The organism is Streptomyces sp. NPDC059696 (genome assembly GCF_042733745.1).
In the GTDB taxonomy this organism is placed as follows: domain Bacteria; phylum Actinomycetota; class Actinomycetes; order Streptomycetales; family Streptomycetaceae; genus Streptomyces.
In genome coordinates, this window is sequence record NZ_JBHWFG010000016.1 from 141,636 (window position 1) to 167,952 (window position 26,317).

General features: G+C 72.0%; 24 protein-coding genes. 11 read left to right on the forward strand and 13 right to left on the reverse strand.

What is annotated here, in order from left to right; translation table 11 throughout:
- Positions 1-5: 5 nt before the first annotated feature.
- The gene (locus ACFV20_RS19705; protein WP_385658241.1) at positions 6-908 is read right to left on the reverse strand and encodes a LysR family transcriptional regulator; all 903 of its coding nucleotides are present in this window, start codon (positions 906-908) and stop codon (positions 6-8) included.
- A gap of 75 nt (positions 909-983) precedes the next feature.
- On the opposite strand from ACFV20_RS19705, the gene ACFV20_RS19710 reads away from it, so the two are divergent.
- Positions 984-1,937, forward strand: a complete 954-nt coding sequence (locus ACFV20_RS19710) for a DMT family transporter (RefSeq protein WP_385658243.1) — start codon at positions 984-986, stop codon at positions 1,935-1,937.
- Here ACFV20_RS19710 and ACFV20_RS19715 read toward each other — a convergent pair.
- On the reverse strand, positions 1,928-3,259 hold the full coding sequence (locus ACFV20_RS19715) for an aminotransferase class I/II-fold pyridoxal phosphate-dependent enzyme (RefSeq protein ID WP_385658245.1): 1,332 nt from the start codon (positions 3,257-3,259) through the stop codon (positions 1,928-1,930). The genes ACFV20_RS19710 and ACFV20_RS19715 overlap by 10 nt on opposite strands.
- Before the next feature lie 35 nt (positions 3,260-3,294).
- Between ACFV20_RS19715 and ACFV20_RS19720 the strand changes: the two genes are divergently transcribed.
- Both ACFV20_RS19720 and ACFV20_RS19725 read left to right on the forward strand, forming a co-directional pair.
- Positions 3,295-3,981, forward strand: coding sequence for a pyridoxamine 5'-phosphate oxidase family protein (locus ACFV20_RS19720; RefSeq protein WP_385658247.1), 687 nt, complete (start codon positions 3,295-3,297; stop codon positions 3,979-3,981).
- Complete coding sequence (locus ACFV20_RS19725) at positions 3,981-4,619, forward strand: FMN-binding negative transcriptional regulator (RefSeq protein WP_385658249.1); 639 nt, start codon at positions 3,981-3,983, stop codon at positions 4,617-4,619. The genes ACFV20_RS19720 and ACFV20_RS19725 overlap by 1 nt, the downstream gene beginning before the upstream one ends.
- A gap of 61 nt (positions 4,620-4,680) precedes the next feature.
- Here ACFV20_RS19725 and ACFV20_RS19730 read toward each other — a convergent pair whose 3' ends face one another.
- The 3 genes from ACFV20_RS19730 to ACFV20_RS19740 all read right to left on the reverse strand — a co-directional run bounded on the left by ACFV20_RS19730 (position 4,681) and on the right by ACFV20_RS19740 (position 7,497).
- Positions 4,681-5,628 carry a DMT family transporter gene (locus ACFV20_RS19730; RefSeq protein WP_385658251.1) on the reverse strand — a complete coding sequence of 316 codons (948 nt, stop codon included), beginning with the start codon at positions 5,626-5,628 and terminating at the stop codon, positions 4,681-4,683.
- Between the two features lie 226 nt (positions 5,629-5,854).
- Positions 5,855-6,874, reverse strand: a complete 1,020-nt coding sequence (locus tag ACFV20_RS19735) for a DMT family transporter (protein WP_385658253.1) — start codon at positions 6,872-6,874, stop codon at positions 5,855-5,857.
- Positions 6,875-6,948: 74 nt separating this feature from the next.
- Complete coding sequence (locus ACFV20_RS19740; RefSeq protein WP_385658255.1) at positions 6,949-7,497, reverse strand: Clp protease N-terminal domain-containing protein; 549 nt, start codon at positions 7,495-7,497, stop codon at positions 6,949-6,951.
- A 246-nt stretch (positions 7,498-7,743) separates the two neighbouring features.
- Between ACFV20_RS19740 and ACFV20_RS19745 the strand changes: the two genes are divergently transcribed.
- Positions 7,744-8,172, forward strand: a complete 429-nt coding sequence (locus ACFV20_RS19745; RefSeq protein WP_385658257.1) for an SRPBCC family protein — start codon at positions 7,744-7,746, stop codon at positions 8,170-8,172.
- Between the two features lie 63 nt (positions 8,173-8,235).
- Here ACFV20_RS19745 and ACFV20_RS19750 read toward each other — a convergent pair whose 3' ends face one another.
- Positions 8,236-8,874, reverse strand: coding sequence for a PadR family transcriptional regulator (locus tag ACFV20_RS19750; protein ID WP_385658259.1), 639 nt, complete (start codon positions 8,872-8,874; stop codon positions 8,236-8,238).
- A 166-nt stretch (positions 8,875-9,040) separates the two neighbouring features.
- Here ACFV20_RS19750 and ACFV20_RS19755 point away from each other — a divergent pair, with 166 nt between their 5' ends.
- A complete protein-coding gene (locus ACFV20_RS19755) occupies positions 9,041-9,859 on the forward strand; it encodes a PhzF family phenazine biosynthesis protein (RefSeq protein WP_385658261.1) in 819 nt (272 codons plus the stop codon).
- A gap of 50 nt (positions 9,860-9,909) precedes the next feature.
- Here the strand turns inward: ACFV20_RS19755 and ACFV20_RS19760 are convergent, their stop codons facing one another.
- Both ACFV20_RS19760 and ACFV20_RS19765 read right to left on the reverse strand, forming a co-directional pair.
- On the reverse strand, positions 9,910-10,710 hold the full coding sequence (locus ACFV20_RS19760) for a CPBP family intramembrane glutamic endopeptidase (RefSeq protein ID WP_385658263.1): 801 nt from the start codon (positions 10,708-10,710) through the stop codon (positions 9,910-9,912).
- A gap of 136 nt (positions 10,711-10,846) precedes the next feature.
- Positions 10,847-12,364: a glutamate-cysteine ligase family protein gene (locus ACFV20_RS19765; RefSeq protein ID WP_385658265.1), complete on the reverse strand. Its 1,518-nt coding sequence runs from the start codon at positions 12,362-12,364 to the stop codon at positions 10,847-10,849.
- Between the two features lie 545 nt (positions 12,365-12,909).
- On the opposite strand from ACFV20_RS19765, the gene ACFV20_RS19770 reads away from it, so the two are divergent.
- From ACFV20_RS19770 to ACFV20_RS19780, 3 genes are all read left to right on the forward strand, one after another.
- Positions 12,910-13,494 (forward strand): hypothetical protein, encoded by a 585-nt coding sequence (locus tag ACFV20_RS19770; protein WP_385658266.1) that lies wholly within the window; start codon positions 12,910-12,912, stop codon positions 13,492-13,494.
- Between the two features lie 433 nt (positions 13,495-13,927).
- Positions 13,928-14,131 (forward strand): DUF5999 family protein, encoded by a 204-nt coding sequence (locus ACFV20_RS19775; RefSeq protein ID WP_366712221.1) that lies wholly within the window; start codon positions 13,928-13,930, stop codon positions 14,129-14,131.
- A 335-nt stretch (positions 14,132-14,466) separates the two neighbouring features.
- The gene (locus ACFV20_RS19780; protein WP_385658268.1) at positions 14,467-15,501 is read left to right on the forward strand and encodes a LacI family DNA-binding transcriptional regulator; all 1,035 of its coding nucleotides are present in this window, start codon (positions 14,467-14,469) and stop codon (positions 15,499-15,501) included.
- A 50-nt stretch (positions 15,502-15,551) separates the two neighbouring features.
- On the opposite strand, the gene ACFV20_RS19785 is transcribed toward ACFV20_RS19780, so the two are convergent.
- From ACFV20_RS19785 to ACFV20_RS19800, 4 genes are all read right to left on the reverse strand, one after another.
- On the reverse strand, positions 15,552-16,601 hold the full coding sequence (locus tag ACFV20_RS19785) for an endo-1,4-beta-xylanase (protein ID WP_385658270.1): 1,050 nt from the start codon (positions 16,599-16,601) through the stop codon (positions 15,552-15,554).
- 55 nt (positions 16,602-16,656) lie between these two features.
- Entirely contained in the window at positions 16,657-17,421 is a 765-nt protein-coding gene (locus tag ACFV20_RS19790; RefSeq protein WP_234849794.1) for a carbohydrate ABC transporter permease, read from the reverse strand.
- 74 nt (positions 17,422-17,495) lie between these two features.
- Positions 17,496-18,494 (reverse strand): carbohydrate ABC transporter permease, encoded by a 999-nt coding sequence (locus ACFV20_RS19795; RefSeq protein ID WP_385658271.1) that lies wholly within the window; start codon positions 18,492-18,494, stop codon positions 17,496-17,498.
- Positions 18,495-18,500: 6 nt separating this feature from the next.
- Positions 18,501-19,793 carry an extracellular solute-binding protein gene (locus tag ACFV20_RS19800; protein WP_385658300.1) on the reverse strand — a complete coding sequence of 431 codons (1,293 nt, stop codon included), beginning with the start codon at positions 19,791-19,793 and terminating at the stop codon, positions 18,501-18,503.
- 425 nt (positions 19,794-20,218) lie between these two features.
- Here ACFV20_RS19800 and ACFV20_RS19805 point away from each other — a divergent pair, with 425 nt between their 5' ends.
- The 3 genes from ACFV20_RS19805 (at position 20,219) to ACFV20_RS19815 (ending at position 23,279) form a co-directional block, all read left to right on the forward strand.
- Entirely contained in the window at positions 20,219-22,201 is a 1,983-nt protein-coding gene (locus tag ACFV20_RS19805; protein ID WP_385658272.1) for an amino acid transporter, read from the forward strand.
- A gap of 191 nt (positions 22,202-22,392) precedes the next feature.
- Positions 22,393-22,788: a helix-turn-helix transcriptional regulator gene (locus ACFV20_RS19810; protein ID WP_366712214.1), complete on the forward strand. Its 396-nt coding sequence runs from the start codon at positions 22,393-22,395 to the stop codon at positions 22,786-22,788.
- 71 nt (positions 22,789-22,859) lie between these two features.
- The gene (locus tag ACFV20_RS19815) at positions 22,860-23,279 is read left to right on the forward strand and encodes a molybdopterin-binding protein (protein ID WP_385658275.1); all 420 of its coding nucleotides are present in this window, start codon (positions 22,860-22,862) and stop codon (positions 23,277-23,279) included.
- Positions 23,280-23,343: 64 nt separating this feature from the next.
- On the opposite strand, the gene gcvP is transcribed toward ACFV20_RS19815, so the two are convergent.
- Positions 23,344-26,229, reverse strand: coding sequence for an aminomethyl-transferring glycine dehydrogenase (gene gcvP / locus ACFV20_RS19820; RefSeq protein ID WP_385658276.1), 2,886 nt, complete (start codon positions 26,227-26,229; stop codon positions 23,344-23,346).
- Positions 26,230-26,317: the final 88 nt, after the last annotated feature.

A 26,317-nucleotide genomic window follows, 5' to 3' on the forward strand; every position in this document is an offset into this window, starting at 1 on the left:
GACCGTCAGCCGACGTCCTCCCCCGCCGCCCGCAGGGCCTGCACCGCGGCGCGGATCGACGGGCGGCGGTCCGCGTCGGCGCGCCAGACGACGTAGACGTGCCGGCGGACCCGCTGCCGGAGGGGGACGGTCACGACACCGTCGGGCACGGGGTGACGTCCGAGCAGCGGGGCGATGCACACGCCGAGGCCCGCGGCGACCAGCGCGAGCTGGGTGTGGGTCTCGGCGGCGCGGTGGCCGACGATCGGCTCGACGCCCTTGGAGCGGAGCGTGAACATCAGCCACTCGTGGCAGAACTCGCCGTCGCCCCAGGTGATCCACTCGTCGTCGGCGAACTCGCCGAGGTCCACCTCGTCACGCCGGGCGAGCCGGTGGTCCACCGGCATGGCGACCTCCGCCGGGTCGTCCAGGATCGACGCCTTGACCAGGCCCTCGGGCAGCGCCATCGGCTTGTTGTACCAGTCGAGCACCACGGCGAGGTCGAGGTCGCCGCGCACCACCCCGGCGATTCCGTGCTCCGGTTCCAGTTCGCAGGAGCGCAGCCTGAGGGCGGGATGCTGCTCGCGCAGTGCGGCCAGCGCTCGGGGGAACAGGCCCCGCGCGGCCGTCGGGAACGCCGACACCCTGAGTTCGCCGACGACCTGCCCGCGCTGCGCCTCCAGGTCGGACTGGGCGAGTTCCACCTGGGAGAGGATGCGCGCGGCGTGCTCGGCGAGCAGCCGGCCCGCGTCGGTGAGCCGTACGCCCCGGCCGTTCTTGGCGAGGAGCCGCTGGCCGACCTCGCGCTCCAGCTTGGACAACTGCTGCGAGACGGCGGACGTCGTGATGTGCAGCCCCTCGGCCGCGCCGCTCACCGAGCCGTGCCGGGCGAGGGCGTCGAGGGTGCGCAGGCGCTCCAGGTTCAACATGTAAGCAATGCTACGCAGTACCGGGTGCGAAATCTCGATTGTGCTACGAGGTTCCGCTGTCGCATCGTGGCTGCCATGAGCACCGTCACCACCCCGGCCGGCCGCGCCGCCCCCACCGCGCCCGCTCCGTCCCGCCCTCTCCTCGACTGGCGCATCCGGTTCGCCGCCCTGTCCCTGATCTGGGGCTTCAGCTTCCTCCTGATCAAGGTGGGCACCGCGACCTACGCGCCGTTCCAGGTGACCCTCGGCCGGCTGGTGTTCGGCACCGCGGTGCTGGCCGCCGCGATGGCGGTACGACGCGCGCGGCTGCCACGCGGGGCGCGCGTCTGGGGCCATCTGACGGTCGCCGCGTTCCTGCTCAACGCCCTGCCGTTCTCCCTGTTCGCGTATGCCGAGCTGACCGTCCCGTCCACCCTTGCGGGCATCTGCAACGCGACCTCGCCGCTGTGGGGCATGGCGCTGTCGCTGGTCGCCCTGTCGGAGGACCGCCCGTCCCGGGTGCGGGTCGCGGGCCTCGGGCTGGGCTTCCTCGGGGTGCTCACGGTGCTGGGCGCGTGGCAGGGCTTCCACGGCCTGGACGCGACCGGCACGGCACTGGCCCTGCTGGCCTCCCTGAGCTACCCGGTCGGCTGGATCTACGTGCGCCGCACCCTCGCCGGCACCGGCCACTCGCACCTGTCGATGACCGGCGCGCAGCTGCTGCTGGCGACGGTCCAGCTGGCCGTCGTCACCCCGCTGTTCACGACCCTGCCGACCCGCGTGTCCGTCGTGCCGCTGCTGGCGATCGCCGCCCTGGGCGCGCTGGGCACGGGCCTGGCGGTGCTCCTCCAGTACGGCCTGGTCGCCGAGGTCGGTCCGACGACCGCCCAGATGGTCACGTACTTCATCCCGGTCATCGCCACGGCCGCGGGCGTCGCGCTCCTCGGTGAGGACCTCACCTGGTCGACACCGGTCGGGGCGGTCATCGTGCTGACGGGGGCGGCGCTCACGCAGGTGCGGCCGAAGCCCGTCGAGGTGCCTCAGACGTAGCTGCGCGCGGGGGCGGGTCCGAGGGCCGAGGCGATCGCGTCGGCCAGGGGCTCGATCTCGCCGTCGGCGAGGGGCGACACGGTGACCCGGATGCCGGGCGGCGCGGCCAGCCGGAAGCGCGCGCCGGGGGCCACGGCCCAGCCCGCGTGCAGCAGCCGGGCTACGGCACCGGTCTCGTCCGGCACGGGCACCCACACACTCATGCCGCTGCGCCCGCTCGCCGCGACGCCGCGCCGCGCGAGCGCCCCGATCAGCGCGTTCCGCCGCCGTCCGTACGACGCCGCCACCGCGGCCGTGTCCACCGCGCCGTCGGTCCACAGCCGCACCAGGGCCCGCTGCATCAGCCGGCTCACCCAGCCCGGCCCGAGCCGGTGCCGTCCGCTCACCCGGTCGACGGTGACCGGGTCGCCGGTGAGCACGGCGAGCCGCAGATCGGGGCCGTAGGCCTTGGCGGCCGAGCGCACGAACGCCCAGTGGCGGGTGGCGCCGGCCAGCGGGTGCAGCGGCACGTCGACGATGCCGTGACCGTGGTCGTCCTCGATCAGCAGCACCTCCGGGTGTGCGCGGAGCACGGCCCGCAGGGCCCGCGCGCGTGCGGCGCTCACCGCCGCGCCGGTCGGGTTCTGCGCCCGGTCCGTGACGATCAGGGCTCGCGCCCCGGCCTCCAGCGCCCGGCGCACGTCCTCCGGGAGGGGCCCCTCGTCGTCGACTCCGACGGGGACGGTCCGCAGCCCGAGCGCGGGCACCAGATCGAGGGTGCGGCCCCAGCCGGGGTCCTCGACGCCGACGGTGTCACCGGGCTTCAGATGGGCCGCCAGGACCCGTTCGACACCGTCCAGGGCGCCGGAGACCACGGCGAGCGGCCCGTCCGGCACCCCGTCGGCGTCGAAGCCGGCCCGCGCGATCCGGGCCAGCTCCGGGTCGACGGGGGTGTCACCGTAGAGGACGGGAGTCCGGTCGCCCTCGGCGGCGGCCGCCGCGAACGCGTCCACGAGGCTCGGCAGCAGCGCCGGATCCGGATTGCCCTGCGCGAGATCCCGCACCCCCTCGGGGACCTCCACCCGGAAGTGCTCCCGCCCGGTCGTCGCCGGAGCGGGCCGCACCCGGCTGCCGCGCCGGCCCGCCGTCTCGATGACCCCGCGCTCGCGCAGCGTCCGGTACGCGGCCGCGACCGTGTTGGGATTCACCCCCAGCCGCTCCGCCAACTCCCTCATCGGAGGCAGCAGTTGACCGGGCCGCAGCTCACCGGCCCCCACCGCTCGCTCCACGCTCGCGGAAATCTCCGCTGCGCGCCGCCCTTGGATCGGATACTCTCCTAGCACAAAGCCAAGTATGCACTAGTGCAATGGAGAGCGCCATGCAGGGGACCGCGCAGACGCCGTCGCAGCCCGACACCGCCTACACGCCGACCGACCGCACGGTCCCCACCCGCTCCGCGGACCGGGCCTCCTACGACAAGGACCTGGTGCACGCGATACTCGACGAGGCCTACGTCTGCCACCTCGGCTTCGTCCGCGACGGGGCGCCCGTCGTGCTGCCCACGCTGTTCGCCCGGGTCGGCGAGCGGCTGTACGTGCACGGCTCGACGGGCTCGCGTCCGCTGCGTGCGGCCGGCCAGGCCGACCCCGGACTGCCGGTCTGCCTGACGGTCACCCACGTCGACGGCCTGGTCCTGGCCCGCTCGGCGTTCCACCACTCGATCAACTACCGCTCCGTGGTGGTGCACGGCGTCGCCCGCGACGTGACGGACCCCGAGGAGAAGCGGCAGGCCCTGGACGCGCTGGTCGACCACGCCGTGCCCGGCCGCTCCGCGGACTCGCGCCCCGCCAACAAGAAGGAGCTGGCCGCCACCGCCGTGATCCGCCTGGACCTGGACGAGGTCTCCGCGAAACTGCGCACCGGCGGCGTGAACGACGAACCGGAGGACCTCGCCCTCCCCCACTGGGCCGGCGTCGTCCCGGTCCGGCGGACCTACGGCACCCCGGACCCCGACCCCGCCCTGGCCCCCGGCACCGAGCTGCCCGGCTACCTCACGGCCCTGTGATGCTGATCCACCCCTGGGACGCGCCCCGCGACGACACCGAATGGCAGTGGTGGCTGGCCGACCACGACTTCGGCCAGCTCGCCGTCAACGGCCTGCCGGGCGAACCGCCCCACGTCCAGCCCCTGCACTTCGTCTACGACGCCGGGCGCCGCGAGGTCCTCTCCCACCTCGCCCGCCCGAACCCGCTCTGGCCCGCGCTGGAGGCGGCCCCGGACGTCGTGCTGAGCGTGGTCGACGACTACGTGTTCGTACCCGGCCCCTGGCAGGCCGCCCCGGACGTCCCGCCCGAGCACGGCACCCCGACGAGCTTCTACACGGCCGTCCAGCTGCGCTGCCGCGCCCACGTCGTGGACGACCCGGCGCAGAAGGCCGAGCTGCTCAACCGCCAGGTCGACCACTTCCAGCCGCGGGGCGGCTCCGCGCGGGCGGCGGTGGGAGAGGCGCCCTACGGCAGGATGCTCGCCGGCATCCGCGCCCTGCGCCTCGAAGTGACGGACGTACGGGCGAAGTTCAAGTACGCCAACCACAGGCCGGCCGAGGTCCGGGACCGGATCGCCGCGGGCCTCGCGGCACGCGGCGGCCCGGGCGACGCCCGTGCACGCGACCACCTCCTGCGCCGGCAGCAGGCGCGGGCGTAGCGGTCGAGGCCCCGCCGCACCACCCGTTGGCAGCGGGGCCCAGGGGGAGCGAGACAGGGCCTCACACGGCCGTCACCGGCTCCTCCCCACGTCGCGCGCCCCGCGCCTCCGCCACAGCGAGCCCTGTCACCGAGCCCAGCATCAGCAGGGTCCCGGCCAGGGTCTCCGCCGTGAGGTGCTCGCCCAGCAGGACGACGGCGAGCACCGCCGCGCTCACCGGCTCCAGCAGCATGATCACGGAGACGGTGGCGGACCGTAGGACGGCCGCGCCCGCGAAGTAGAGGCCGTAGGCGAGGGCCGTGGGGACGGCCGCGACGTAGCCGAGCAGCAGGACGAGCCGGCCGGGCTCCTCGGTGTGCGGCAGCAGCCCCTCCGCCAGGGCGAACGGCAGCAGGCACAGGCTCGTCACGGCGAAGGCGCCCGCGGTCGTCCCGGTGGCGTCGGCCTCGCCGTCCCGGCCCCACCGGCGGGTGAGCAGCGTCATCGCGCAGTATCCGGCCGCGGACAGCAGCGCGAGCAGCACTCCCTGGGGACGCACGGTCGTGCCCCCGCCGCCGAGGGCGAGAACCCCGAGCCCGGCGAGGGCACCCAGGACGGCCACGACGCCGCCCCGGCCCAGACGCTCGGCCAGGGTCAGCCGGGCCCCGAGCGCGATGAGGACGGGCCCGGCGCCCAGGGTGACGACGGTGGCCACGGCGAGGCCGGTGACGGAGACGGCGGCGAAGTACGCCGTCTGGAAGACGGCGAGCCCGAGCCCCGTGACTCCTGCCCGCAGGGCCCGGCGTCGGCGCGGCTGCGCGACGGGCCGGGCGCGCGACCGCAGCGGGCGGACCGCGAGCAGCAGCGCGAGACCGGCGGCGCAGCGCCAGAAGGACAGGGCGACGGGCCCCAGGTCACTGGCCCGGTAGACCAGCGAGGCGGCCGCGCCCGCGGTGCCCCAGGCGACACCGGCGACGATCAGGTAGACGAGGCCTCGCCCGGTGGGCAGGCCGGAGGCGGTGTGCGACACGTGTTCTCTCCGCAGAGGCGCACGACGCGCCGCACGCGAGGAGCGGCGGCCGGTGCGCGGAAGTTCGGGAAGGGCCCCGGATCGGTCGGGACGCGGGACCCGTGGACTTCGTCTGCGGGCAGCACCGTTCGGCGCGGCGGCGTATCGCCGGGCGCGGTGTCCGGAGGGCCCGCCTCAGGCGGCCGGAGGCGGAAGAACGAGTGCGTTCGAAGGCATGACCGGCACCTTAGGCACTGGTCCCGCGCCGGGACAATTCCCTTTCGGGGCCGCCGCTCGCCACCGGCTGCGCGGACCCCTTCGCGGGCGTCGAGGACTGCGCGATGAACGCGCCCACCAGCACGATCACCCCGCCGGCGATCTGCGGTGCCGACAGGTGCTCGCCGAGCAGGACCCAGGCCAGGACGGTGGCGATGACCGCCTCGAGACAGGCCACGACCCCCGCGACCTGCGGGGAGAGCCGGCGCACGGAGACCACGCCGGTGATGTAGGCGACGACCGTGGCGACGAGGACGATCCACACCAGGAGCACGAGGGCGGCGACGGGCCTGCCGTCCATGCTCGCGGTGCCCCCGAGCACCGACCAGTCCATGGTCCAGGGCCGGGCGACGACGGTCAGCACGGCCGCGCCGACCAGCAGCCCGTAGGCGATGACGCCGAGCGGGTCGGGCGCCTCGTCGCCGGCGTCGCTGCCCTGGTCGGACAGGACGAAGTAGCCGACCTGGCAGCAGGCCGCGCCGAGCGCCAGCAGCAGCCCGAGCGCGTCGAACCCGAGGCCGGACCACACCTCCACGACACAGGCGAGTCCGCCGACCGCGAGCACCACACCGACGGCCGCGGCCCGCGTCACGGGCCGCTGCTGCACGAACCGCACCCAGCCCAGCACCAGCGCGGGCGCCAGGTACTCGATGAGCAGCGCCACCCCGACGGGGATCCGGGAGAGCGCCGCGAAGTAGCAGGCCTGGACACCCGCGACGGCCAGCAGCCCGAACCCGGCGAGCAGCCCGGGACGCCTGCGCAGCAGCGCGCGGTGCCGTACGGCGAGCGGCAGCATGACCAGGGCGGCCCCGGCCACCCGCAGCCACACCACGTGCAGCGGTTCCAGGCCCGCCTCGATGAGCGGCTTCGCCGCGACACCGGATCCGCCGAAGGCCACCGCGGACAGGAGGGCGAGTCCGAGCCCCACTCCCCTGCCGCGCCCGCTCACGCTGCTGTCAGAGGTACGCACCGGCCCATGATGACAGGCCATGACAGGAGCGTCACCCCCTATGGCACCTGTCTCACTGCCTGGACGGGCGGACGCCCCTCGACGGGCGGACCACTTCAGTGGGTGGCTTCGCCGCAGTCCCGTGTGGTGTCCGGTGCGCCGCAGAGCCGGTCGAGCACCTGGCGCGGGTCGATGCCGGCCCGTTCGAGCACCTCGACCGCACGCGCTCGCGGGTCGGCGACGATCACCGCGAGCAGGTCCGTACCCCGGGCCGGTCCGCCGCGCCGGGCGGCACGCTCGCAGGCCTGGTCCATGCAGGCGGCGGCGAGTGGCGAGAATCCGGCCGCCTCGGTCACCACGGGGACGGCGCCGGAGTCCTCGACCCGGCTCTGCCAGCGCAGGCCGTATCCGATGCTGCGCTGGACGAGATAGCCCAGCAGGCGGGCGATCTGCGGTCCCTCGGCGAAGACGGCGCGCGCCTCGGGGTCGGAATCCAGCAACGAGTGCAGCAGGTGGGCGGTGTCGATCTGGCGGTCCCCGTCCCGGACGGCCCGGCGGCGGGCGCCACCGACCACCGACGCCAGCTCGGCACTGAGCCTGGCATCGTTGTCCACGCGCTGAACGCCGTGCTCTCGGGCCGATTGCCGGGGGATGCGGGGTTGCACATCCCCTACCCCATCAGTCGCTCGCGGCCGGGGCATCCTCGGGAGGAAGCATCTTCGCGTCCCGCAGAAAGTGGAGCCGACGACTCGGTCTCCTCCTTGCGGAGGAGAGCGGAGGGTCAGGGGTGAGTCCTCACCACCGCCTGAATCACCGCCTGAACCACCGTCTGACGGTTCGTCAGTATTGAACATTGCGGCCGTCACGGCTACCTTCCGCGACACCCAGCCCGCGGACGGAGAGGTGGTCGCATGGCCGAAGTCAGCGCGGAGGCCCGCATCGGGGCGCCGGCCGAGAAGGTGTGGGCGCGGCTCACCGACTGGTCCACCCACGGCGAGTGGAACACGACCCACACGAGCTTCCCGGCGGGCGGCCCGGAGCCGCTGGCGGTGGGTGCGACGTTCCAGGAGAACATGCGGCTCATGAACTTCCCGGCCGAGGTGAACTGGACGGTCGAGGAGCTGGAAGCGGCACGCCTGCTCGCCATCCGCGGCAAGGGGCCGATGGCGGTGACCGTCGCGACGCGCTACACGCTCACGCCCGACGGCGACGCCACCACGGTCCGCATCGACGGCGAGTTCACGGGTGCCACGGTGTCCCTGATGGCGGGCAAGCTCAAGGACTCGGCCACGGCGGCCCTGCACGAGTCACTGCGCAAGCTGAGCGGGCTGGTGACCTGACACCACCCCGGCGCAGCGAAGCGCCCCGGATCACTCCGGGGGCGCTCCTTCGTCCGAGGTGGTTCAGTCCTCGTCGGCGAGGATCAGATACAGCTTCTTGCGCGCCTCGTTGATGACCCCGAGGGCCTTCTCCCGCTGCTCCTTGCTGCCGGTCTTCCAGACCTGGCCGAAGGCCTCCATCAGGCCGAAGCCGGCCTGGCGGATCTCACCCAGGGCTTCCCAGTCGACCCCTCGGGAGGCCTCCTCCCAGGGAGCCTCGGGGCCTTCCCCGGCGGCGGCGCGGCCCGCCTCGGTGAGCGAGAACAGCTTCTTGCCGCCCTCCGACTCACTGACGATCAGGCCCTCGTCCTCCAGCAACTGCAGGGTGGGGTACACCGAGCCGGGACTGGGCTTCCACGCCCCGCCGCTGCGCTCGGCGATCTCCTGGATCATCTCGTAGCCGTGCATCGGCCGGTCCTTGAGCAGGGCCAGGATCGAGGCCCGCACGTCGCCGCGCCGCGCCCTTCCCCGTGGTCCCCCGCGTCCTCGCCCACCCCAGGGGCCCGGGCCGAAACCCGGACCGCCGGGCCCGCCCCAGCCGGGACCGCCCGGCCCGCCCGGCCCGAAGGGACCGAAGGCCGCACGCAGCCCCTCGAAACCGCCCCGGCCGCGGTGCGGGCCGCCGTGTCCACCATGTCCACGCTCGAATCCGTGGGTACGCATCGCAACCACTCTCCATTCCATCGTTGATCTGTCGCGATGCTTCAACGATATATCGGTAACGCTCGTCCGACAAGGACCCCACGCGATTCCCGGCGGGGCGGAACCGGGCCAGCGGCTGTGAATTGGCCTTGGCCTGCCGCTTCGTGAGCGCCCTAGCGTCAGGGACATGCGGATCCGAATCGTCGACGCCTTCACCGATCGCCCCTTCTCCGGAAACCCGGCCGGGGTCCTGCTCCTGCCCGGCGCGGACGCCTTCCCGGACGACACCTGGCTGCAGAACGTGGCCTTGGAGGTCAACCACGCCGAGACGGCCTTCGCCCACCCGCTGCCCGAGGGGGCGGAGGCGGACTGGGCGCTGCGCTGGTTCACCCCGGCCGCCGAGGTCGCGATGTGCGGCCACGCCACGCTCGCCACCGCCCACGTCCTGCACACGACCGGCGCCCACCAGGGGCCGGTGCGGTTCGCCACCCACAGCGGCGTCCTCGTCGCCACGCCAGCCCCGGACGGCTCGGTCACGATGGACTTCCCGACGGCCCCGCTCACCCCGATCGACCCGCCCGTGGACCTCGCGGAGGCACTGGGCACGGAGCCGCTCACGGTCCTCGACACCGGCCCGAACGTCGGCGACCTGCTCGTCGAGGTCGCCGACGAGAAGACCGTGCACGGCCTCGTCCCCGACCTCAAGGCCCTCGCCGTCCACTCCGAGCGCGGCGTCATCGCCACGGCCCGCGCCGAGGAGCCCGCCCGGGGCTACGACTTCGTCTCGCGCTGCTTCTTCCCGAACGTGGGCATCGACGAGGACCCGGTGACCGGCAGCGCCCACACCGCGCTCGCCCCGTTCTGGTCCGAGCGCCTGGGCCGCCCCGGCCTCACCGGCCTCCAGGCCTCACGCCGCTCCGGCCGTGTCCGCACCGAAGTGCGGGGCGACCGCACGCTGCTGACCGGCACGGCCGTCACCGTCATCGAGGGCGACCTGCTGACCTGAGACGAACGAAGGGGCCCACGACACCGTCGTGGGCCCCTCCCTGCGTCACGTCACGCCGTCGGCAACCAGCCCACCTTGCCCGCCAGCAGCGCGTACCCGACGAACGCGCCGATGTCGAGCAGCGAGTGGGCCACCACGAGCGGTCCGACGCGCCCCCAGCGGCGGTAGAGACAGACGAAGACGACGCCCATGACCATGTTCCCGACGAAGCCGCCGATGCCCTGGTACAGGTGGTACGACCCGCGCAGCACGGCACTGCCGGCCAGCGCCGCCGTCGGCGTCCACCCCAGCTGGCCCATACGGCGCAGCAGGTAGCCGACGACGATCACTTCCTCCAGTACGGCGTTCTGGATCGCCGAGAGGATCAGCACCGGGTACTTCCACCACACCGCCGGCAGCGCCTCGGGCACCACGGTGAGGTTGAAGCCGAGGCCGCGGGCCGCCAGGTAGAAGGCGATGCCGGTACTGCCGATGACCGCGGCGATCGCCGCCCCGCGGCCGAGATCGGGCCAGGGGCGGGTGCGGTCGAAGCCGATCGTGCGCAGGCTCGCGCCCTCGCGGAGCAGGAGATGCGCCACGAGGGCGACGGGAACCAGCGCCGTGGTGATCCCGAAGAGCTGCCAGGCGAGGTCGAGCCAGGGCCGGCCGGGGGCGGCCGAGGCGTTCATCGTGGCCGCCTGGTCCTTGAGCCCGCCCGGCTTGGTGACCGATCCGATGAAGCTGATCAGCGCGGACAGGGCGCTCGCGCCCAGGGACAGCGCGAGGACCAGCAGCGTCTCCGTGCGGAGCATCCGCCGTGAGAGCCCCTGCTGGGGAATGGAATCGCCCACCGGGCTCGCCTCCGCCTGCACACCCGCCTCCACTTCACCGACCTGTCGGATCAGTATGGCGGCAGCGGCACGGCACCCCGGAGGCGGCGTCGGTCCGCCGTCCCGGGCTCACGGCGTCACCCCTGGCTTGCACCTCGGCAGCGCGCGCCCGGCCGTGTCAGCCCATCGACACCGGCTCCGGCAGTCCCACCGGCCAGCTGTGCACCGGCTCGCCCTTGTGCATCAGCTCGCGGTAACGCCGGGTGGTGGCGGCCAGCGCGTCCTCCCGGGAGAGGCCCGCGTCCAGTGCCTTGTGGAAGGTGGCGGCCTGCCAGCTCGCTCCGTTCACCCGGCGCCGGCAGCGTTCCTCGATCACACCCAGGTACAGGTCGCGGTCGGCGGGCTCGACGCCCCAGGCGTCCAGTCCCGCCTCGGCGAGCGGCAGCAGTTCGTCACGGATGAGGCTCACCGCGTCGACCTCGGTGGTGCCGCTGTACCGGCCGCGCCGGGGCCAGGTGAAGCGGGCGTCGATGCCGTCCTTGCACGCGGCGTCGAAGTTGGCCGCGGCCGACTCGAAGGGCAGCCGGGACCACACCGGCCGGGACTCCTCGGCGAGCGCCCGGACGACGCCGTAGAAGAAGGCGGCGTTGGCGACGACGTCGAGGACCGTGGGGCCGGCCGGCAGGACGCGGTTCTCCACGCGCAGGTGCGGGACGCCGTCGGCGACGCCGTACACCGGGCGGTTCCAGCGGTAGATCGTGCCGTTGTGCAGGACGAGTTCGGCGAGGGAGGGCGTGCCGCCCTGGTCGATGACCTTCAGCGGGTCCTCGTCGTCGCAGATCGGCAGCAGGGCCGGGTAGTAGCGCAGGTTCTCCTCGAAGAGGTCGTACGCCGAGGTGATCCAGCGCTCCCCGAACCAGGTGCGCGGCCGCACGCCCTGGGCCTGGAGCTCGGGCGGGCGGGTGTCGGTGGACTGCTGGAACAGCGGGGGCCGCGACTCGCGCCACAGCTCACGCCCGAAGAGGAAGGGCGAATTGGCGCCGACGGCGATCTGCGCGGCGGCGACCGCCTGGGCGGCGTTCCACACGTCGGCGAAGCGGGCCGGGGTGACCTGGAGGTGCAGCTGCACGGAGGTGCAGGCGGCCTCGGGAGCGATGGATTTCGAGGTGCAGCTCAGATGCTCCACGCCGTCGATGTCGAGGGTGAACTCCTCGCCGCGGGCGGCCACGATCTGATCGTTGAGGAGGGTGTAGCGGTCGACGTCGGAGAGGTTCGACGACACCAGGTCGTCACGGTCGAGAGTCGGAAGAATACCGATCATCACAATCCCGGCGTCGACCTCGCCCGCCTTTCGGTCGGCATATGCCAGTGACGTACGGAGTTCCTCCGCGAGTCGATCGAATACCCGGCCACCCAGACGGTGTGGAGGGATGTTGACCTCCAGGTTGAACATGGCGAGTTCTGTTTGGAAATCGCGGCTCGCGATGCGCTCGAGGACTTGCCCGTTCAACATTTTCGGCATGCCGTCGGCGCCGGCGAGATTCAATTCGATCTCCAGCCCCATGAGGTTCTTGGGCCGGTCGAACCGCTTCTCCGCCAGGAGTCGCTCCAAGCCCGTCAGGCACTGACGCAGCTTGTCGCGGTAGCGCTGGCGATCGGACAGGTCGAACCGGCCTGCCGCGACCTTCTCCCCCATCGAAGCGTCCCTTCTCGGTGATGCGGGCCGGGATCCGGCTGTCTGGGTCCCGGTCAGGTGGAGGATGCCCAGCGAAAGCGATCGATAACGTCCCGGGCCGGGCCGACGGCCGCTACGCTGGTCACATGTGACCGGTGGCACATTCACTCGGCATGACGCACAGGACAGGTTTCGGGCCCGGGGAACTCGTGAAAAACGCCGACGAGAATGGGCCGACCGGTTCGCGGGCATTCACCGAGGTCACCGTGGTGCCCGCCCGCCTTGAATCGGGATAAATTCTCACGTATCGCCGACCGAATGTACCCTTGTTCTACTCGTCGGAAACGGCTAGGCGAAACACAGTCTGAACCCATGTCGTATAAACTCCGCGAACAAGGCAGAAGGTTGGCGCCCACGGTCGATGGGTCCTGCCGTCGTGGCACCGCGGACCCCACCCCCCTCGCGTACTCCTGACCCGGCCCCTGCCTCTCTGACCCTCGTGAGCTGACAGCGCCGTCCGCCCCCGCCCTCGCGCCACCGTGCCTTTGAATGAGAGGCGACCCACCATGCCGCTGCACGTCCCTCCGGCTCCCGCGCCCGCACTCCGTTCCGTCCTCACCGCGCTCTCCTCTCCCACCGCGGTCCGCGAGGCCCGAACTCCTTCCCTGCTCGGCACCCAGGGACCCGCCACACCCGAACTGCCCCTGCCCGTCCACGTCCTCGACCACGTGACGGCGCAGGGCGTCTCCGCGACCCGGCTGGCCGGGTGGCGCTTCCTGATCCGCTGCGGCGACCACGCCGTGGCCGCGGCGGACACCATGCTCACTCCCGACGGCTGGGCCTTCTCCCACTTCTTCGAGGGCCCGTACATCACCTCCACCGAACGCGCCCTGCGCCAGGCCGAGGCGATGCCGCAGCCGTACCAGCCCCGCCTGCTGTCCGTGCCCGGCCTGTACATGCTGACGCTCTGGCTGCACGAGGACTGCGCCGCGGACGGCGCCGAGGGCCATCCCGCCGCCACCGACCTGCTCGTCCCGCTGGCACCGGCACCCCCCGGCATCGCCGCCCACCGCCCGCACCGCGTCGCCGAACTGCTTCCGGTCCTGACCCACCGAGCGGCTCCCGTCAGATTGCTCGGGTCTCCCGCCTGACGCACCGCACACCTTCGCGGACCCCGTCGCCGAATTCCGGCGGCGGGGTCTCGCATATGCACCCGATCACCCGCCGACCGCTCGCACGATCACTTTATCGCTCACACGATCGCTCGCACGAGCGTCCAATGGCTCATACGAGCCGGAATTGCCGTCGACCCGAGCGGACTAGCCCTATCCGACCACTGCGAACCACCCGAAGGGACAGCCCAGTTGGGATGAACCGTCCGCGCGGGTGACGCGTCATGAACCTGTGAGAAGCGGTGCCGCGAAATCCCTGCGGATCGACGCTCGTGGGGCAACACTGGGTTCCGACGATTTATCACAACGGGGGGCGGCCATGAACGACACTTCTAGCCGCGGAACAGACACGACAACCCACTCGAACAACGCAGTCTCATCGTCCGTCTCGACACAGCGAAAGATCCCACCCATGTGCCAGCACCAGACCCAGTGCCCCTCAGCAGACTCCGCCGACCGGGAATCCGCCCGTCTCGTGGCGCACCACCCGGAGCAGGGATGGAGCCTGCTGTGCAACGGCGTGGTGCTCTTCGAGGACACCGGCGAACTGCTTCCGGACGGTCGGGCCATCGCCCCGCACCGCCCGGTGGCGGGCCAGGTGATGACGGCCGCCTGAGGCCGCTCGGCGAGGCACCGCCCCGCCGGGGGACATGAGGGGCCGGCCGCAGGACACCCTGCGAACCGGCCCCGACGCATATCCGACGGCCGTCACTGAACGTGACCACCCGCGACGTCCCGTTCATACCCTCCCCACCCCACCCGCGACGTCCCGCCCGTGCCCCGCAGGTCTCCCCCTCGGCGTCCCCTCTCGGCGCCCCCCTCGGCGTCCGGTCCGCCCCCCACCACCGCGCCTCGCCGCCCTCGACGTCCCGTTCCCCGCCCGAACGCCTTCCCACGGATGCCCGTTCTCCGGAAGACTCCTGGACGTTTCGCGGTCACCCGTCGACGGAGGTGGGGCTGGTGGGAGCAGAGGGGGCCGGCACCGGGGGCAGGGTCACGATCTCGGAGATCGCCCGGCAGGCCGGCGTGTCGGTACCGACCGTGTCCCGGGTCGTCAACGGCCGGTCCGACGTGTCGCCGCAGACCCGGGCCCGGGTCGAGGACCTGCTGCGCCGGCACGGCTACCGCAGGCGTCCCGCCGCCCCGGGCACCCGCGCCGCCCTGCTCGACCTGGTCTTCGACGACCTCGACAGCCCCTGGGCCGTGGAGATCATCCGTGGGGTCGAGGAGGCCGCGCACGCCGCCGGGACCGGCACGGTGGTGTCGGCCATCCACGGGCGGTCCGGTGACGCCCGCCAATGGATGCGCAACCTCAGGTCCCGCGCCTCCGACGGCGTCATCCTCGTGACGTCCTCCCTGGACCCGCCGCTCCACGAGGAGCTGCACATCCTCGGCGTGCCCCTGGTGGTCGTCGACCCGGCGGGCTCCCCGGCCCTCGACGCCCCCACGATCGGCGCCGCCAACTGGTCGGGCGGCATGGCGGCCACCGCACATCTGCTGTCCCTCGGCCACCGCCGCATCGGCCTGATCGCCGGGCCGCCCCGCCTGCTGTGCTCCCGGGCCCGCCTGGACGGATACCGGGCGGCCCTGGAAAGCGCCGGCGTCCCACCCGACGCCTCCCTCGTCGTCCCCGGCGACTTCCGCCCCGAGTCCGGATTCAGCGCCTGCCACATCCTGCTCGACCTGCCCGAGCCGCCCACCGCGCTGTTCGCGGCGAGCGACGGGATGGCCCTCGGCGCGATCGAGGCCCTGCGCCGCCGCGGCCTGCGGGTGCCACAGGACATGAGCGTGGTCGGCTTCGACGACCTGCCGGAGGTCCGCTGGTCGGCACCGCCCTTGACGACGGTCCGCCAGCCCCTGGCGGACATGGGCGGACTGGCCGTGCGCACGGTACTCGGCCTGACCCGCGGCGAGCAGCCGGACTCGCCGCGCGTCGAGCTGGGCACCGAGCTGGTGGTGCGGGCGAGCACCGCGCCTCCGGCCTGAGGACCGGCGCCCCGCCACCCCCTGTCCGGCGGGGCGCCCGCCCGCCCCCGCTACCGCCCCCCGAGCGCCTCGCGCAGCGCGACGTACGCGGGCTTCGGCCGCAGGTCCTCGTCCCAGGGCAGGGCCGCGCCCTCCCCCGGGAAGAACGCCGGGATCCACGAGTACTTGTCGGTGTAGTCCCAGACGGTGATGCCCACGCACCGGCGGACCGCCAGGCACGCCTCGGTCAGGTCGGCGTACCACTCGGCCTGCTGGGCCAGCTTCTCCTCGGTCGCGGGCAGTTGCATCCGTATGTCGACCTCGGTGAGGGCGGTGTCCAGACCGAGCCGGGAGAAGCGGCGGAGGTTGTCCTCCAGGGTGGTGGGATAGCCGTACTGCAGGGCCAGATGGGCTTGCAGGCCGATGCCGTGCAGGGGGACGCCCGCCGCCTTGAGCTCCTTGGCCAGCCGGTAATAGGCGTCGCTCTTGGGGCCGATGCCCTCGATGTTGTAGTCGTTGAGGTACAGCTTCACGCGCGGATCGGCCTGGTGCGCCCAGCGCAGCGCGTCGGCGATGTAGCCGGGCCCCAGCGTCTTGTAGAAGACCGACTCCCGGTACGTGCCGTCCTCGTTGAACGCCTCGTTGACGACGTCCCAGGCGAACACCTTGCCCCGGTAGTGCCGTACCTCGGTCTGGATGTGCTTCTTCAGCACGGCCCTCAGCTCGGGGGCCGTCCACTCCCTGCTCGTGATCCATTCGGGCAGCTGGCTGTGCCAGACCAGGGTGTGGCCGCGCACCTTCTGCCGGTGGGCCCGGGCGAGGTTCACGATCTCGTCGCCCGCGGTGAAGTCGAACACCCCCTGCTGTGGCTCGGTCGCGTACCACTTCATGCCGTTGCCGGGCGTGATCTGGTCGAACTCGCTGCCGAGCAGGGCCGTGTAGGGCCCGTCCACGAGCTCGGGGTTGTCGGTGGCGCTGCCGAAGTAGCGGCCGTGCCGCTGGGCGAGGTCGGCGAGGGTGGGCTGCTGGTGACCGGCCTGCGCGGGCGTGCCGGCGCCGATGCCGGCGGCGACCAGGAGCGCGGCGACGGCGCCGGCGAGTCTGAGACGGGTGGTGCGCATGGTGCGACTCCTCACGACGGTGGGTGGGTAGAGCCGTACGGTTCCGCGGCGCGTGTCAGCCCTTGGTGGCGCCGGCGGTGAGGCCTCCGACCAGCTGGCGCTCGGCCACCGAGTAGAAGGCGAGGGCGGGGAGCATGGCCAGCACCAGGTAGGCGAAGACCTTGGCGTACTCGGCGGAGTACTGCCCCTGGAACTGCTGGACGCCGATCGGCAGGGTCCACCACTGCGCGTCGGTGAACACCAGCAGCGGCAGGAAGAAGTTGTTCCAGCTGGTGACGACGGCCAGTACGGAGACGGTGCCGAGCGCGGGCCGGGCCATGGGCAGCAGCACGCGCCAGAAGAAACCGAACGGGCTGCACCCGTCGAGCGTGGCCGCCTCCTCCAGTTCGCCGGGGATCTGCCGGAAGAAGCCCCGCAGGATGATGATCGTCATCGGCAGTCCGAAAGCGGCCTGCGGGAGGATCACGCCGAGCGGGTTGTCCAGCAGGTCCAGCGAGCGCAGCAGCAGGAACAGCGGCAGGGCCGCCACCGCGAACGGGAACATCAGCCCCATGGTGAACAGCGTGAACAGCGCCTCCCGGCCGCGGAAGGCGAACCGCGCGAAGGAGAAGGCCGACAGCGCGGAGACCGCGACCACGAGGACGGTCGTGCCGATCGCGATCAGCGTGCTGTTGCCGATCAGGCGCCAGAAGTCCCCCGAGCCGAGGATGCCGGTGTAGTTGGAGGTCACCCAGGACTCGGGCAGTCCGACCGGGTTGCGGGAGAGCTCGTCGGTGGACTTGAAACCGGAGAGCGCGGCGTAGAGCAGCGGGACGGCCATGACCGCCCCGACGACGACCAGGACGAGGTGCAGGCTCCAGGTCCTGCCCCGTGCACGGGTCTTCTGACTGGCTGTCACTTTCCGTCACCCCGCATGGTCGTGGTGGCCCCTTCCAGGTCGCGCCGGAGGACGAACCGCTGGTAGGCGAGGGCGAAGACGAGGCTGATGCCGAACATGACCACGCTGATCGCGCTGGCGTAGCCGACCTGGTAGCGCTTGAAGCCGTACTGGAACATGGTCACGGCCATGGTCTCGGAGTGGTGGTCGGGGCCGCCCGCGGTGGTCACCCACACCAGGTCGAACAGCTGGATCGACCCGATGACGGCGAGGAACACGCTGATGCGCAGGGTGGGCGCGAGCAGCGGCAGCGTGACGTTGCGGAACCGCTGCCAGGCACTCGCCCCGTCGATGAGCGCCGCCTCGGTCAGTTCCCTGGGAACGGCCTGGAGCCCGGCCAGGTACAGCATCATGTGGAAGCCGAAGTACTTCCAGGTCATGACCAGGAAGACGGTCGCCATCACCGTGGAGGGATCCGCGAACCACTCGCCGCCCAGACCGTCGAGGCCGACCCTGCCGAGGACCTGGTCGGCGAAGCCGTCGTCCGGGGCGAAGATCATGCCGAAGAGGATTCCGGTGATGGCCTCGGACAGGACGTACGGAGCGAAGAACAGCATCCGGTAGACCGCCCGGCCGCGCATCCGCTGGTTGAGCAGGACGGCCATGGCGAGGGCGAACGGCAGCTCGATCGCGAGCGACAGTGCCACCAGGACCAGGCAGCGCCACAGGTCGCCGAGGAAGACGTCGTCCTGGAAGAGCCGGGTGAAGTTCTCGCCGCCGATGTAGTCGGAGGGCATGCCGAAGCCGCCCCAGCGGAAGAACGCGGCGTACAGGGCGAACAGCATCGGCAGCAGCACCAGGCCCAGGAACAGGACCAGGGCCGGGAGCTGGAAGCCGGCCGCGGTGAGCCAGTGCAGCGTGCGGCGCCGGGCCCGCCCCGTGGGCCGGTCCGCGGCCGGGGGCGGGGAACCGGTGCCGGGGCCGGTCCGTTTGTCCGGCAGGAACGTGGAGGTCATCGCCGGCTACTGCTCTTCCTTCGCGGTCTTCGTGATCGACTGGGCGACCTGCCCGGGCGACTTGGATCCGGCGATGAGCGCGGCCACGCTGTCGTTGACCTCCTGGCCGACGGCGGGCGCGTACGCCTGGTCGAGGTAGAGCTGGAAGCCGGTGGCGGCCTTCAGCTGGGCCTGCACGGCCTTGATGTTGGGGTCGGCGATGGCGCTCTCGGCCGCCGGGACCACGGGCAGAACCCCGGTCTTCTTGACGAGTTCCAGGTCGGTGGCCTCGGACGCGAAGAACTTGAGGAAGTCGACGGCCTCCTGCGGGGCGCCCCGGCGCAGTGCGTGCCCGCCGCCCCCGCCGAAGACCTCGGTGATGGCTCCCTTGCCGCCCTCGACCGCGGGGAACGGGAAGAAGCCGAGGTCCTTGCCGAGGCCCTTGCCCGCGTCGGCCTGGACCGTGGGTGCCCACTGCCCCATGAGCTCCATGGCCGCCTTGCCGTTGCCGACGGCGGCGGCCTGGCCGGTGGGCGAGGAGTAGGCGGCGCCGAGGAAGCCCTTCTGGAACGGCCGGAGGGCGACGAGTTCCTTCAGGTGCTCACCGGCGTCCAGGAAGGGGGCGCCGGTGAAGTCCTTGTCCTCGTAGGCCTTCTGCAACGCCCCGGCTCCGGCGGTGCGCATGGCCAGGTAGGCCCAGTAGTACATGCCGGGCCACTTCTCCTTGCCGGCCAGGGCCAGCGGCGTGATCCCGGCCGTCTTCAGCTTGCGTACGGCGTCGAGGAAGCCGTCCCAGGTGGTCGGCGGTTCGGCGATGCCGGCCTTCTCGAAGTGCGCCTTGTTGTACCAGAAGCCGATCATGCCGATGTCGAACGGGACGCCGTAGGCCTGGTCGTCGATCAGGTACGGCTCCCTGGCGACCGGCAGCAGGGCGTCTCCCCAGGGCTTGGTCCGGTCCGTGAGGTTCTCGACGAGCCCGGCGTCGACCTGCTGCTTGAGCACGCCGCCGCCCCAGGTGTGGAAGATGTCGGGCAGCTTCCCGGAGGCGGTCAGAGCTGTCATCTTCGACTTGTAGGCGTCGTTCTCCAGCTGGACGATCTTTATCTTGACCTTGGGGTTCTGCGCCTCGAACTTCCGCGCGAGAGCGGCCCAGACGGTCTTGGCCGGCTCGGTGGTGGAGATGTTCCACCATTCGACCGTGGTCGTCCCGGACGACCCTCCGTCCGAGTCCCCGCCGCATGCGGTCAGTGCCGTCGTCGCCAGACCGGCCGCGGCGGAGGCCGCCAGGAAGCCGCGGCGGGACAGTGCCGGGTCGCCCATCATGCTCTCCTCGAAAGTTTCGATCGAGATCCAGAAAGCTTCGCTGCTGCCGCACCCTAGAGACAGCGGCTAAACGGTGGCAACCCCTTGAACAAGGGGAATCTCCCGCCCAGAAGAAGACAGCGAGGAGTGACGAAACATTCGGGTTCTCAGGCGAACGTTACGCAGGGACGGCACGTATGATCACACAGGGTGTCCGCCGGTTGACCGCTGTTCCGTACCGCCATCGCCCGAAGAGAACCGTCTCGCGTGCTCCCAGCTCAGGGTTTTCGGTTTCGCAGCCGCCCACGCGGCCAGTCTTAACGGAAGCTTGACGCGCTCAGCCCCGTCATTCGCGGGCCACGGCATCACGCTCCGCTTACGCTGATCGGGCCGTCCAGGGATGGCCGGAACCACGCCGAACAGCACGTCTGGAGCACACGCCGATGGCCACCACCGAGCACCCTGCACCGGGCCGCCGTGCGGGGTCTTCTTCACCCAGCCGTCTGCGCGCCTGGATGCTGGAGGGCCTGGCGGACATGGGCAAGGGCGGCGGCCACACGGGGCCGCACGCCTCGCCGGAGCCCCCGCACCGGGGGCAGCGCTGGTGGCGAGTGATGTGCCTGACCGGCGTGGACTACTTCTCGACCCTCGGCTACCAGCCGGGCATCGCGGCCCTCGCCGCCGGACTGTTGTCACCGATCGCGACCCTCGTCCTGGTCGTCGTCACACTGGCGGGCGCCCTGCCCGTCTACCGCCGCGTGGCGCGGGAGAGCCCCCACGGTGAGGGCTCGATCGCGATGCTGGAGCGGCTGCTGTCCTTCTGGCAGGGCAAGCTGTTCGTCCTGACCCTGCTCGGCTTCGCGGCCACCGACTTCCTGATCACCATCACCCTGTCGGCCGCCGACGCCTCCACCCACCTCGTGGAGAACCCGCATCTGACGAGCGTCCTGCACGACAAGCAGATGCTGATCACCCTGGTCCTGGTGGCCCTGCTGGGCGCGGTGTTCCTCAAGGGCTTCCTGGAGGCGATCGGCGTCGCCGTCGCCCTCGTCGGTGCCTACCTCGCGCTGAACGCGGTCGTGGTGGCCGTCGGCCTCTACCACGTCATGACCGCGGGTCATGTGATCACCGATTGGTCGAGCGCCCTCACCGCTCAGCACGGCAACGTCTTCGCCATGATCGGCGTCGCCCTGCTCGTCTTCCCGAAGCTGGCCCTCGGTCTCTCCGGCTTCGAGACGGGCGTCGCCGTGATGCCGCACGTCAAGGGCGACCCCGGGGACACCGAGGAGAGCCCGAAGGGCCGGATCAGGGACACCAAGAAGCTGCTGACCACCGCGGCCGTCGTCATGAGCTGCTTCCTGATCACCACCAGCTTCATCACCACCCTGCTGATCCCCGAGAAGGAGTTCGAGCCGGGCGGCCAGGCCAACGGCCGTGCCCTCGCCTACCTCGCGCACGACTACCTGGGCAACACCTTCGGCACGGTCTACGACGTGTCGACGATCGCCATCCTCTGGTTCGCCGGCGCCTCCGCGATGGCCGGACTGCTCAACCTGATGCCGCGCTACCTGCCCCGCTACGGCATGGCCCCGCACTGGGCCCGGGCCGTCCGCCCCATGGTCCTCGTCTTCACCCTGATCGCCTTCCTGGTCACCTGGATCTTCGACGCCGACGTCGACGCCCAGGGCGGCGCCTACGCCACCGGTGTCCTGGTCCTCATCAGCTCCGCCGCGATCGCCGTGACCATCGCCGCCCGCAAGGCCCGGCAGCGCAACTGGACGATCGCCTTCGCGGTCATCTCCGCGGTGTTCCTCTACACGACCGTGGTCAACGTCATCGAACGCCCGGACGGCGTGAAGATCGGCGCCTGCTTCATCGCCGGCATCATCCTGGTCTCCCTGCTCTCCCGGCTGGCCCGGGCGTTCGAGCTGCGCGTGACCAGCGTGACGCTGGACGACATGGCGGAGCGTTTCGTGCGGGACACGGCCAGCCGCCGGATGCGGTTCATCGCCAACGAGCCGGACCGCCGCGACATCGCCGAGTACCGCGACAAGATCGAGCAGATCCGGCACGACAACGACCTGCCCGGCCAGGAGGACTTCGTCTTCGCCGAGGTGACGGTGACCGATCCGTCCGAGTTCGAGGCGGGCCTGACCGTACGCGGCGAGGTGCTGCACGGCCGTTACCGGGTCCTGACCCTGGAATCGTCCTCCATCCCGAACGCCCTGGCCGCGCTTCTGTTGCACGTCCGCGACTCCACCGGCCGCACCCCGCACATCTACTTCGAGTGGACCGAGGGCGGGCCCTTCGCCAACTTCCTGCGCTTCTTCCTCTTCGGGCAGGGCGAGGTCGCCCCGGTGACCCGCGAGGTCCTGCGCGAGGCGGAACCGGACCGGATGCGGCGGCCGAGGGTGCACGTGGGGTGAGACTCACCCGGCCCGGCCGCGGCCGACGAGGTGCGGCGCCGCCCCGGCCGCCATCGTCCGGGGCGTGTTCGTCCGCACCGTCGTACCGGCCGTCCCCGGGCCGTCGTACGCGGCCGGGCGACCCTGCCGCGTTACCCCCGACGGCCGACCCCGCGCCCGCCGTCACCTGCCGCGCCCCTATCGTGACCGGCATGCAGTCCTACACGATCGGCCAGGCAGCACGGCTGCTCGGCGTCAGCCCGGACACCGCCCGCCGCTGGGCCGACGCCGGTCGCATCACGACCCACCGCGACGAGACGGGGCGCCGGCTCATCGCCGGGCGGGACCTGGCCGCCTTCTCTGTCGAACTGGCCCGGTCCGGCGCCGCCGAGGAGGACGCCCCGTACACCTCGGCCCGCAACGCCTTCCCCGGCATCGTCACCGCGATCAAACTCGGCGACGTCGCCGCCCAGGTGGAGATCCAGGCCGGACCGCACCGGCTCGTCTCACTGCTCACCCGCGAGGCGGTGGAGGAGCTGGGCCTGGAGGTCGGCATGGAGGCGACGGCCCGCGTGAAGTCGACGAACGTCCACATCGACCGCGTCTGAGCCGGCCGGCGGAAGGCGGTCCACCCGCGCGCATACCGGCCCCACGCGCCCACCGCGGCTACCGTGCACCCATGAGCCTGAGCATCCGCAACCAGCTCCCCGGCACCGTCACCGCCCTCACCCCGGGCGAGGCCATGGCGACGGTCAGGGTCCGCCTCACCGGCGGCCAGGACCTCACCGCGGCGATCACCCGCGAGGCGGCCGAAGACCTCCGCCTCACCCCCGGCACTGCCGTGCGCGCCCTGGTCAAGTCCACGGAGGTCTCCCTCGCCACCGCACCCGTCGAGGGCCTGTCGATCCGCAACCGGCTCCCTGGCACGGTCACGGACCTCGCCGCCGGCGACGCGATGGTGTCGGTCCGCCTCACCGTCGAGGGCGGCGAACTGACCTCCGCAATCACCCGGGACGCCGCGGAGGACCTGGCCCTGTCGCCCGGAACCCCCGTCGTCGCCCTGATCAAGGCGACCGAGCTGTCACTCGCCACCGCCTGACCCGGCGGCGAACGGTGGGAGGGGCCCCGCACCGCGGAGCCCCTCCCTTCGACCGGTCGGCCGGTCAGTCCTCGTACGCGTCCAGCGGCGGGCAGGAGCACACCAGGTTCCGGTCGCCGTAGGCCTGGTCGATGCGGCGCACCGGAGGCCAGTACTTGTCCGCGGGCGACACCCCGGCGGGGAAGACGGCCTCCTCACGGCTGTAGGCGTGCTCCCACGGGCCGGCGAGCGCGCCGGCGGTGTGCGGGGCGCCGCGCAGCGGGTTGTCCTCCGCGGGCCACTCGCCGGAGCCGACCTTCTCGATCTCCGCGCGGATGGCGATCATCGCCTCGCAGAACCGGTCCAGCTCGGCCAGGTCCTCCGACTCGGTCGGCTCGATCATCAGCGTCCCGGCCACCGGGAAGGACATGGTCGGCGCGTGGAAGCCGTAGTCGATCAGCCGCTTGGCCACGTCGTCGACGCTCACGCCGGTCGCCTTGGTCAGGGGCCGCAGGTCGATGATGCACTCGTGCGCGACGAGCCCGCCGGGGCCGGTGTAGAGCACCGGGTAGTGCGGCTCCAGGCGCTTGGCGATGTAGTTGGCGCTGAGCACGGCCACCTGCGTGGCCCGCTTCAGGCCCTCGCCGCCCATGAGCCGGACGTACGCCCACGAGATGGGCAGGATGCCCGCCGAGCCCCAGGGAGCCGCGGAGATGGGGCCGACGCCCGTCTCGGGACCGGCCTCGGGCTGCAGCGGGTGGTTCGGCAGGTACGGCGCGAGGTGCTCGCGGACCGCCACCGGGCCGACGCCCGGGCCGCCGCCGCCGTGCGGGATGCAGAAGGTCTTGTGCAGGTTGAGGTGCGAGACGTCGCCGCCGAAGTGCCCCGGCTTGGCGAGCCCGACGAGCGCGTTCAGGTTGGCGCCGTCGACGTAGACCTGACCGCCCGCCTCGTGCACCTGGGCGCAGATGTCGGCGACGTGCTCCTCGAACACGCCGTGCGTGGACGGGTAGGTGATCATCAGGACGGCGAGCTGGTCGCGGTACTGCTCGATCTTCGCCCGCAGGTCCTCGACGTCGATCTCGCCGTCCTCGGCGGTCTTCACCACGACGACCTTCATGCCCGCCATCACCGCGCTGGCGGCGTTGGTGCCGTGCGCGGACGACGGGATCAGGCAGATGGTGCGCTGCTCGTCGCCGTTGGCCCGGTGGTAGCCGCGGACGGCGAGCAGACCGGCCAGCTCGCCCTGCGACCCGGCGTTCGGCTGGAGGGACACCTTGTCGTAGCCGGTGACCTCGGCGAGCCGGTCCTCCAGCTCGTGGATGAGGGTGAGGTAGCCGCCTGCCTGCTCGGCGGGCGCGAAGGGGTGCAGCTGCCCGAACTCGGGCCAGGTGACCGGCTCCATCTCCGTGGTCGCGTTGAGCTTCATGGTGCAGGAGCCCAGCGGGATCATGCCGCGGTCGAGCGCGTAGTCGCGGTCGGCCAGCTTGCGCAGGTAGCGCAGCATGGCGGTCTCGGAGCGGTGCTGGTGGAAGACGGGGTGGGTCAGGTAGTCGTCGGTGCGCAGCAGCGCACCGGGAAGGCCGTCCTCGGTGGCCGCGTCGAGCGCCTCGATCACTCCCTCCACGCCGAAGGCCGCCCACACCGCACGCAGCTGGGCGCGCGTGGTGGTCTCGTCGCAGGCGATGGAGACGTGGTCGGCGTCGACGAGACGCAGGTTGACGCCGTTGTCCCGCGCGGCGGCCACGACCTCGGCGGCCCGTCCCTCGACGCGCACGGTCACGGTGTCGAAGTAGGAGCCGTGCACGACCTCGACACCGCCGCCCGCGAGTCCGGCGGCGAGGACGGTGGCGTACCGGTGGGTGCGCCGCGCGATGCCCTTGAGGCCCTCGGGACCGTGGTAGACGGCGTACATGCCGGCCATGACGGCGAGCAGCACCTGCGCGGTGCAGATGTTGCTGGTGGCCTTCTCGCGGCGGATGTGCTGCTCACGCGTCTGCAGGGCGAGCCGGTAGGCCTTGTTGCCGTCGGCGTCCACGGACACGCCGACGAGCCGCCCGGGCAGGCTGCGCGCCATCTTGTCCTGGACCGCCATGTAACCGGCGTGCGGTCCGCCGAAGCCCATGGGCACGCCGAAGCGCTGGGTCGTGCCGACGGCGATGTCCGCGCCGAGCTCGCCGGGCGACTTCAGCAGCGTCAGCGCGAGCAGGTCGGCGGCGACGGTGACGAGCGCCCCGAGCTCGTGCGCCCGGTCGATGACCGGCTTGATGTCCCGCACGGCACCGGAGGCGCCGGGGTACTGGAGGAGCACGCCGTTGATCTCGCGCTCGGCGATCCCGTCGGGGATGCCGTCGCTGAGGTCGGCGACGACGACCTCGACACCGGTCGGCTCGGCTCGAGTCCGGATCACGGCGATGGTCTGCGGCAGCGTGTCCGCGTCGACCAGGAACAGGCCCTTCTTGTTCTTGCCCAGCCGCCGCGACAGCGCCATGGCCTCGGCGGCCGCGGTGCCCTCGTCGAGCAGGGAGGCGCCCGAGGTCGGCAGTCCGGTCAGGTCGGCGACCACGGTCTGGAAGTTGAGCAGCGCCTCGAGCCGGCCCTGCGAGATCTCCGGCTGGTACGGCGTGTAGGCCGTGTACCAGGACGGGTTCTCCATGACGTTGCGCATGATGACGGGCGGCGTGAACGTGCCGTAGTAGCCGAGGCCGATCATGGAGCCGAGGACCTGGTTGCGGTCGGCGAGGGAACGCAGCTCGGCGATCACTTCGGCTTCGCTGCGGGCGCCGGGCAGATCCAGCGCCTCGGCACTCTTGATCACGGCCGGGACGGCGGCGGCGGTCAGCTCGTCCAGCGAGCCGTAGCCCACGTGCGCGAGCATCTTGGCGCAGGCCTCGTGGTCGGGGCCGATGTGGCGCTGCTCGAAGGGGACTGCCTCTTCGAGCTCGGAGAGCGGAATGCGGTGGGCGGTCATTACGGAGGCCTCCTGGTCGACACGACCTTCGAGGGGCACCACGGCACGGGTACCCGGACGGCCTCCCCCTCTGTCATCTCAACCTGAG

Coding starts and splice junctions, on each gene's coding strand:
- ACFV20_RS19705 (WP_385658241.1), bottom strand. CDS start 908: ATGTTGAACCTGGAGCGCCTGCGCACCCTCGACGCCCTCGCCCGGCAC.
- gcvP (WP_385658276.1), bottom strand. CDS start 26,229: ATGACCGCCCACCGCATTCCGCTCTCCGAGCTCGAAGAGGCAGTCCCC.
- ACFV20_RS19725 (WP_385658249.1), top strand. CDS start 3,981: ATGCTGATCCACCCCTGGGACGCGCCCCGCGACGACACCGAATGGCAG.
- ACFV20_RS19815 (WP_385658275.1), top strand. CDS start 22,860: ATGAGCCTGAGCATCCGCAACCAGCTCCCCGGCACCGTCACCGCCCTC.
- ACFV20_RS19765 (WP_385658265.1), bottom strand. CDS start 12,364: ATGGGGGAGAAGGTCGCGGCAGGCCGGTTCGACCTGTCCGATCGCCAG.
- ACFV20_RS19770 (WP_385658266.1), top strand. CDS start 12,910: ATGCCGCTGCACGTCCCTCCGGCTCCCGCGCCCGCACTCCGTTCCGTC.
- ACFV20_RS19745 (WP_385658257.1), top strand. CDS start 7,744: ATGGCCGAAGTCAGCGCGGAGGCCCGCATCGGGGCGCCGGCCGAGAAG.
- ACFV20_RS19810 (WP_366712214.1), top strand. CDS start 22,393: ATGCAGTCCTACACGATCGGCCAGGCAGCACGGCTGCTCGGCGTCAGC.
- ACFV20_RS19755 (WP_385658261.1), top strand. CDS start 9,041: ATGCGGATCCGAATCGTCGACGCCTTCACCGATCGCCCCTTCTCCGGA.
- ACFV20_RS19790 (WP_234849794.1), bottom strand. CDS start 17,421: ATGGCCGTCCCGCTGCTCTACGCCGCGCTCTCCGGTTTCAAGTCCACC.
- ACFV20_RS19735 (WP_385658253.1), bottom strand. CDS start 6,874: ATGGCCTGTCATCATGGGCCGGTGCGTACCTCTGACAGCAGCGTGAGC.
- ACFV20_RS19750 (WP_385658259.1), bottom strand. CDS start 8,874: ATGCGTACCCACGGATTCGAGCGTGGACATGGTGGACACGGCGGCCCG.
- ACFV20_RS19775 (WP_366712221.1), top strand. CDS start 13,928: ATGTGCCAGCACCAGACCCAGTGCCCCTCAGCAGACTCCGCCGACCGG.
- ACFV20_RS19710 (WP_385658243.1), top strand. CDS start 984: ATGAGCACCGTCACCACCCCGGCCGGCCGCGCCGCCCCCACCGCGCCC.
- ACFV20_RS19795 (WP_385658271.1), bottom strand. CDS start 18,494: ATGACCTCCACGTTCCTGCCGGACAAACGGACCGGCCCCGGCACCGGT.
- ACFV20_RS19800 (WP_385658300.1), bottom strand. CDS start 19,793: ATGGGCGACCCGGCACTGTCCCGCCGCGGCTTCCTGGCGGCCTCCGCC.
- ACFV20_RS19805 (WP_385658272.1), top strand. CDS start 20,219: ATGGCCACCACCGAGCACCCTGCACCGGGCCGCCGTGCGGGGTCTTCT.
- ACFV20_RS19720 (WP_385658247.1), top strand. CDS start 3,295: ATGCAGGGGACCGCGCAGACGCCGTCGCAGCCCGACACCGCCTACACG.
- ACFV20_RS19785 (WP_385658270.1), bottom strand. CDS start 16,601: ATGCGCACCACCCGTCTCAGACTCGCCGGCGCCGTCGCCGCGCTCCTG.